Raw genomic sequence first — 3,711 nt, 5'->3', positions numbered from 1 at the left:
CATTTTTAAGTTCACTCCTAGGTATTTTCATAGTTTAATACCTAGTATTGTCAAGGAATCTAGTCTTCAAACCCATAGATTTTAGCGAAGAAGCTATATTTAACCGCTTCTATAAATTCTTTCTTTTCATTATTATTTAATAACTGGGTTAACCTTTTATTATTTTTTTTTAAGAGAAATAATCTCATATGATAAATTATTAAGTATTGAACATACGGGATAACACTACCGAATAATTCAAAAGATAATTTGATTAATTTAATATAACCTTCTTTTAATAAGTAGGTATAACGTTGCTTACTCATCCATACTCTATCAACTATGGAATTGCTGGATTTTCTTTTTCGATACCAATAAGCAGTATTATTAATAACGCCATATTTGCTTTCGGCCAAAATTACTTTATTTACAAATAATGCATCTTCCCAAAATAAAAGGATTTCATCAAAATGAATATCGTTTTTATCTATAAAATCTTTTCTTAAAAATACACCCCCAATATAATATTGTGGTGACTTATAATCCCTTAAAATATCAATTACTCTTGGCCCTTTTTCGAATCGATAGTTTAACTTATGTGGCCCTTGTTCTCTTTCAAAATAAAAAACCGGAATTGAAATCACATTAATGTTCCCATTTGCATAGAAAAACTTTTGAACTTCCTCAATTGCATTTTTAGCTAACTTGTCATCAGCGTCAAGGAAAGTTATAAACTTGCTGTCTTTCGATAACAGTTTAAGACCGGAATTTCTCGCCTTGCTAGGTCCTGAGTTTTCCATATAAATATATTTTATATTGGCAGGATATTTGGTTTTATATTCCAGACAAATTTCTTTACTAAAATCAGTGCTTCCATCATTTATCAAAATCAACTCAATATTTTCTTTAAAAGATAATGTTTGATTTACAACACTTTCAATAGTTTCTTTTAAATAATTTTCAGAGTTAAATATTGGGATTATAATAGAAAATAACATTCAGATCACTATCCCTTTGTTAAATAAACACTTTGGGTGCGTGTCCATCGACAGCTCTTTTTTTATTTTGTATTTCATAGATCTTATCAACGATATCTTCATAAGAATTATTAAATTGAGAATTACTGTATAACCCTTTAGCTAAATCATAATTTTCAGCTGGGTAGTTATACATGATTGACTGAACTTTTTCTACTAAGTCCTCTATATTATCTACATAAAAGGCACTTAAAATCCTATCCATATCTTCATAAACACCTCTTGCATCTTTATACTTTTCATAGTCATTAATATAAAGATAAAATGGCACTCCTATCGCCATAGCATCAAAAATAATAGAGGAATAGTCACTAATAATTAAATCAGAAATTAGTATCAACTTTTGGACTTCAATACTTTCATTAGGAGTAACAACAAAATCTCCATCAATTTTAAAATTACCCATACTATGTTGTTTATTTATAATGACGTAATCATCTTGTAATTCAGCTCCAAATTTTTGAAGGTCTAATAAATAAGAGAGGTTGGGATTTTTTTGCTTGAAATTGTAGTCTCTCCAAGTTGGTACGTAGAGGATTATCCTCTTATCATTGGGAATTCTCAATTGTTCCCTAATTTCGGTTTTAAGGCCCACATTCTCTTTATTATCAATCAACCATTTTACCCTTGTATACCCATAGTTAAGAATTCTTTGCGAATTAATATCAAAAGCAGAGGATAATTTTTCTTTGCCCTCAGATGAATCTGCTAGAACATAATCCCATCTAGAAATATCATTTTGTTTTTGTCTTTTATGATTCCTGTTATATCTAGATATAAAGGTTTCATGACTATCAAATAAAAGTTTTTTAAATGGGGTTCCATGCCATAATTGAATCCAAACTGATTCTTCTCTTTTTCTAAAATCTAAAGGAACCCAACTCTCGGCAAAAACAATTTTTGATTTTGCTAGCACTTCATAAAATTTTAAACTTCTTGGGGTCACGCGATATTCAACGGGAACATTTTTATTTTTTGTCACAAAATAAATATTTAAATGACTCCCATTTTCTTTTAGATAATCAAATAAATACTTCGAATTCCCAACGTATCGGTAGTCAAAACCCAAAAAAAGAATTGTATTATTGTTTATAGGCCTTTTAAAATACGTATTAATGCTTTCTCTAAATTCCCTTTTTTTCTTTTTTTTATAATAATCAGTTTCCTTGAAGCTCTTTACTAATTTTGAATTTATAACCTTTTGTTTATTGCGTTGTGCAAATCTAAATAATTTGACTAACTTTCCTTTTGATTGAAGCCAATTAACAAAAAGGATTGAATTTATTTTCTCATTTTGAACATATCTTCTTCTGAAATATAAATGATTAAGTGGAATAATGTTTAAAGGAACAAAATAATTTTTGTTTTTGTTATTAAGAATAGTCAAGACCTTTTTTAAAGTCCGTTTTTTATAACCAAAAGGAGCTCTAGTCTCTGAATAAAATAAGGTCTTTTGAATCAAATGTTTAAATAGATGATAATATGAAGCATCAGCTCTTGGATTGAAATCTACAATACTATTTTCAACAGCCTTAAGATAAGAAACAATATGTGTTGTACTTTTCGTATCACTCTTTGTAGTAGAATACTCATTTACTCTTACCTTATAATATGGATTTTGAATAATACCAATTGCAGTTGCATGTTGGGCAACTTTTACATAGAATTCAAAATCCTCATAAATATATCCTTCGCCATACCCTATATTATTTTTTAATAAAAAGTCCCTACGGTATAATTTATTTACAGTAAAATAAGTGGTAGCTTGGTATAGATCCTCACATGCTTTTCCCTTTAAAATATCTTTGAATAGAAATAGATCATTGTTAACGTATTTAATCCTATTATCTTGGTAATAATAAGCCCAGTCACAAAGTACAAAATCACAGTTTAAATCTTCACCTTTTTCGTACATTTTTTGAAAAGCATTTGGGTCCAAAAAGTCATCTCCATCAAGAAAAAATATATATTTACCTATTGATTCCCTAATACCCCTATTCCGTGCTGCACCTTGTTTCTTATTTGTTTCCTGTTTTAAGACTTTCATCGATAATTCGGAGTGATTTTTTTGAAAATCCTTAACTAGATCCAGTGTGTTGTCTGTAGAACAGTCATCAATAACAATGATCTCTACTGTCCCTTTAAATTTTTGATTAGCAACTGAATCTAATGCCTCATTGATAAACATTTCAACGTTATATACCGGAATTATTACTGAAATGTCAATATACATACATTCCATTCTCCATTCTAAATATCTATGATTCTTAGTTTTTAGCGTGAATATGATGATATAAAGCTCCTACTAAACCAGCGTTATTCTTAAAGTGACATATATCGATTTTGAATTTTTTATTGTCAATTCCTAAATAAAATAAGTGTTCATTTAATTCACCGAGAAATTGCTTTCTGTTTGTAATACCACCTCCAATATAAATGGCTTCCGGGTCAAAGATCCATTTAAGATTGGATATGCCCTGAGCAATATATTGATAGAAGTTATGGATTATATGTTTTGAAAGAATCCCCCCCTCTTCAGCATCCATAAATATTTCTTCAGCATTTACAGTAGATACATCTAATCCATTTAGATCGGCATACCTTTTTCATTACCTGAATAGGCGTTACACGCCTGCGGTTCAAACCTGTAAAAGTTCGCGAATTTAAGAAATTCATTGGTAAATACAGTTTCTTC

The 3,711-nt window shown here is 29.2% G+C and carries 2 protein-coding genes and 1 pseudogene; all 3 read right to left on the bottom strand.

What is annotated here, in order from left to right:
* Positions 1–59: 59 nt before the first annotated feature.
* Positions 60–977: a glycosyltransferase family 2 protein gene (locus tag EV207_RS22745; RefSeq protein WP_132748734.1), complete on the bottom strand. Its 918-nt coding sequence runs from the start codon at positions 975–977 to the stop codon at positions 60–62.
* Between the two features lie 19 nt (positions 978–996).
* Positions 997–3,249, bottom strand: a complete 2,253-nt coding sequence (locus EV207_RS22740) for a bifunctional glycosyltransferase/CDP-glycerol:glycerophosphate glycerophosphotransferase (RefSeq protein WP_165887050.1) — start codon at positions 3,247–3,249, stop codon at positions 997–999.
* A gap of 34 nt (positions 3,250–3,283) precedes the next feature.
* A pseudogene (locus tag EV207_RS22735) lies at positions 3,284–3,574 on the bottom strand (ROK family protein); the annotation flags it as partial.
* Between the last annotated feature and the right edge of the window lie 137 nt (positions 3,575–3,711).

Origin of the sequence: Scopulibacillus darangshiensis (assembly GCF_004341035.1) — a bacterium.
GTDB lineage: Bacteria > Bacillota > Bacilli > Bacillales > Sporolactobacillaceae > Scopulibacillus > Scopulibacillus darangshiensis.
Note: the sequence above shows the minus strand (reverse complement) of the source record. Positions and strands in the feature narration are given on the sequence as shown.

Coding starts and splice junctions, on each gene's coding strand:
- EV207_RS22745 (WP_132748734.1), bottom strand. CDS start 977: ATGTTATTTTCTATTATAATCCCAATATTTAACTCTGAAAATTATTTA.
- EV207_RS22740 (WP_165887050.1), bottom strand. CDS start 3,249: ATGTATATTGACATTTCAGTAATAATTCCGGTATATAACGTTGAAATG.